Source organism: Candidatus Synechococcus spongiarum SH4 (assembly GCF_000586015.1).
In the GTDB taxonomy this organism is placed as follows: domain Bacteria; phylum Cyanobacteriota; class Cyanobacteriia; order PCC-6307; family Cyanobiaceae; genus Synechococcus_B; species Synechococcus_B spongiarum_F.
On record NZ_JENA01000178.1, the window covers coordinates 1 to 3,472 of the forward strand.

General features: G+C 60.8%; 3 protein-coding genes. 2 read left to right on the forward strand and 1 reads right to left on the reverse strand.

The features are described 5' to 3' along the window. Window positions 1-671 (forward strand): hypothetical protein (locus BG35_RS12805; protein ID WP_373276978.1); only part of this gene is annotated, 671 nt, incomplete at its 5' end. 49 nt (window positions 672-720) lie between these two features. Here the strand turns inward: BG35_RS12805 and BG35_RS11660 are convergent. Next, window positions 721-969, reverse strand: a complete 249-nt coding sequence (locus BG35_RS11660) for a cob(I)yrinic acid a,c-diamide adenosyltransferase (RefSeq protein ID WP_051506214.1) — start codon at window positions 967-969, stop codon at window positions 721-723. A gap of 197 nt (window positions 970-1,166) precedes the next feature. Here BG35_RS11660 and BG35_RS0107885 point away from each other — a divergent pair. After that, window positions 1,167-3,472: BPTD_3080 family restriction endonuclease (locus BG35_RS0107885; protein ID WP_025782393.1), on the forward strand; the 2,306-nt coding region annotated here is incomplete at its 3' end.

Genomic DNA, 3,472 nt, shown 5'->3' on the forward strand with positions numbered 1-3,472 from the left:
TTGGCGCACTGCATGGGGAATCCCATCACTCACCCAGTTACTTCAGTAACCGTATGCCCCGTACCATCAGTACCAAGCCTAATTATTCCGTCGGATGGTGGCAGCGTAATGGATACCAGCCGCCACAGCGCGATGTCTTCCGGATCCTGGAACGGATAACCGCCTACCGCTTCCAGACACCACCACCTGAGCGAGTTGGTCAGGTCAAGGAGGTGGATGTACGCAAGGCTGCCCAGGCTTTCCGGAAGCTCAAAGGTCGAGTGGATGATGTCATCACTTCTCCCCCCTACTTGAACACCACGAATTATCGTGAAGATCAATGGTTACGTCCTTGGTTTCTTGGTGACGATAATCCTTGGGCCTCCTGTAACGGTGGAGATGATCGATATCACAGTGAAGGCATGTACTGGGCGTTTTTGCAATCCGCCTGGTCCGGCATTGCTCCCCTGTTGTCACAACAGGTGCGGCTTGTCACACGGATCGGTAGCCGACAGCAGAATAAAGACGCCCTGCGTGGCGGGCTCATGCAGTCACTGACGCAGGAGTTGAACCGACCCGTCAATCCCGTTCACGCAGGGCTCAGCTCAAAAATTGTCAATACTCAGGCCAATGCGTTTCGGGGATCAAAGGTATCGCAACTCACGGAGCATGACTTCCTGTTTACAGCATAGGGAGGCTAAGCGAGAAGCGGAAACAATCCCCTCCGCAAACCCACCACCCTCAATACTCAATGCCCGCCTGGGCCTTCACTCCCTGCTCCCGGAAGGGATGGCGCACCATGGTCATCTCCGTCACCAGGTTGGCGGCGGCAATCAGGCCGGGGGGCGCGCCCCGGCCCGTCAGAGCCACGTGAGTGAGGGGCGGGCGCTGCTCCAGACCGGCTACGACGGTCTCCAGGGGAATGTAGCCCAGTTTCAAGGCCACGTTGATCTCGTCCAGCAGCCCCAGCTTGACGGCGGCATCGGGCAAATAGACGCACGCCTGCCGCTAGGCACGGTTCACCACCTCCCGACCCCGCTCGATCCCGGTCCTGGGTGTTCCGGGTGAAGCCTTCCTCCAGGATGCGCAGCACCAAGCCCCGCCGTGGTTTTGCCCTTTCCCCGGCCTGTGACCACCAGCCTCAACCCTTCAAGGTAGAGTGCCCTAACCGCTTGAGTACGGAGACGATGCAAGCTGGTGATCCCTGCCAGGCCAGCCAGCCTTCAGAAGTGACGCCCTCAACCTCCTTTCATACCCAGCCGATCCTGAACTCGCCTTACGAGATTCCTCGCCGGCATTGGGAACTGGATGAGGAAGGCCAGCCAACGGGAAAGATCTGCCAGAGCCGGCGCCACTTCACGTTCATCACGCCGATCCCGAAGCCGAAGAAGCTGGGGAGCAGAGGGAAGGCATCACAGCAGGAGATCATCTTGACCGGGAAGAGGCCAGCACTGGAGAGGGAGGATCAGCAGTACAACCTGGAGCAACTGATTGGCAGTCTCCGTGCTCAGGTCAACCGGTGGCGGGCCATTGCGGATCCAGCCAAGTGGCGCGTCACCGGGGAGACCGCCCGTCTACTCCGGCACTGGCGCCGGCAGATGCCCTCACACAGCGGGTTTCACCCCTTCTTCTGCCAGGTGGAAGCGGTGGAAACGATCATCTGGCTCACCGAAGTGGCCCCAAAGCTTGGCAAAACAGGCCGTGATTTTCTTGGCCATTTAGAAGACGTCAACCAGCAGGCAAACCCCGGTCTTTCCCGCTTGGCGTTGAAGCTGGCCACCGGCGCCGGCAAGACCACGGTCATGGCCATGGTCATTGCCTGGCAAACCATCAACGCGGTGCGCCATCCCAACAGCGGGCGATTCACCCGGGGATTCCTGGTGGTGACACCCGGCATCACCATCCGGGACCGCCTGCGGGTGCTCCACCCCAACGATCCGGACAGCTACTACCAAAGCCGCGATCTGGCGCCGCCGGATATGGTGCGTGATCTGGACCGGGCCATAATCGTCATCACCAACTATCACGCCTTCTTGTCGCGGGAAACGCTGGCCGTCTCCAGGGGAGGCCGTGCGCTCCTACAGGGGCAAGGACCACAGGTAACGACCCATGAGAGCAAGGGGCAGATGCTCCAGCGGGTGATGCCGCAGTTGATGGGTGTGAACAACATCCTGGTGCTCAACGATGAGGCGCACCACTGCTACCGGGAGAAACCTGCCGAGGAAAGCGAGGAAGACCAACTGAAAGGCGAAGAGAAAAAAGAGGCGAACAAGAACCAGGAAGCTGCCCGGGTCTGGATCTCGGGCCTGGAAACCGTATCGGAGAAACTGGACATTGGGCGCGTGATCGATCTTTCCGCCACCCCGTTTTTCCTACGGGGATCCGGTTATGCGGAAGGGACGCTTTTCCCCTGGACGGTGAGCGACTTCTCCCTGATGGACGCCATCGAATGCGGCATCGTGAAACTACCCCGGGTTCCCGTGGCGGACAACATCCCCAGTGGGGAGATGCCCAGATTCCGTAATCTTTGGGATCACATTGGCAAAAAGATGCCGAAAAAAGGCCGGGGGAAGGCCGCCGCACTGGATCCGCTGAGCATCCCGGCGGAGTTGCAAACCGCCCTGACCGCCCTCTACGACCATTACAGCCGCACCTTTCAGCAGTGGCAGGAGGCGAACATTTCGGTCCCGCCCTGCTTCATCGTGGTGTGCAACAACACCTCCACATCCAAGCTGATCTACGATTACGTCTCAGGCTTCCAGCGCTCAACCCAAGACGGTTCCACCGCAACGCAGCCAGGTGCGCTGCCACTGTTTCAGAACTTTGACGAGCATGGCCGGCCGCTGGCCCGTCCCCGCACCCTGCTCATTGACAGCGAACAGTTGGAGTCCGGTCAGGCGCTTGATCCCAGCTTCCGCACTGCAGCAGCCGACGAGATTGAACGGTTTCGGAAAGATATCATCAGACGAACCGGGAACCGCCGCCAGGCTGAAGCCATTGCTGATGGGGACCTGTTGCGGGAGGTGATGAACACCGTGGGCAAGGCCGGGCGCCTGGGTGGCGAGACCCGCTGCGTGGTGTCGGTCTCCATGCTGACGGAAGGCTGGGACGCCAACACCGTCACCCACGTGCTTGGGGTGCGGGCCTTCGGCACCCAGCTTCTCTGTGAGCAGGTGGTGGGCAGGGCGCTGCGCCGGCAGTCCTACCACTTGAACGATCAAGGCCTCTTCGACGTGGAGTACGCCGATGTTCTGGGTATCCCCTTCGACTTCACGGCCCGCCCCGTGGTGGCCCCGCCCCAGCCGCCGCGGGAGGCGCTCCAGGTCCAGGCCGTCACGCCGGAGCGGGACGGATGCGAGATCCGCTTCCCCCGGGTGCAGGGGTATTGGGTGGAATTGCCCAAGGAACAGCTATCGGCCACGTTCAGCCCTGATTCCACAATGGAGCTCACCCCTGATCTGGTGGGTCCCACCGTCACCCACAACGAGGGCAT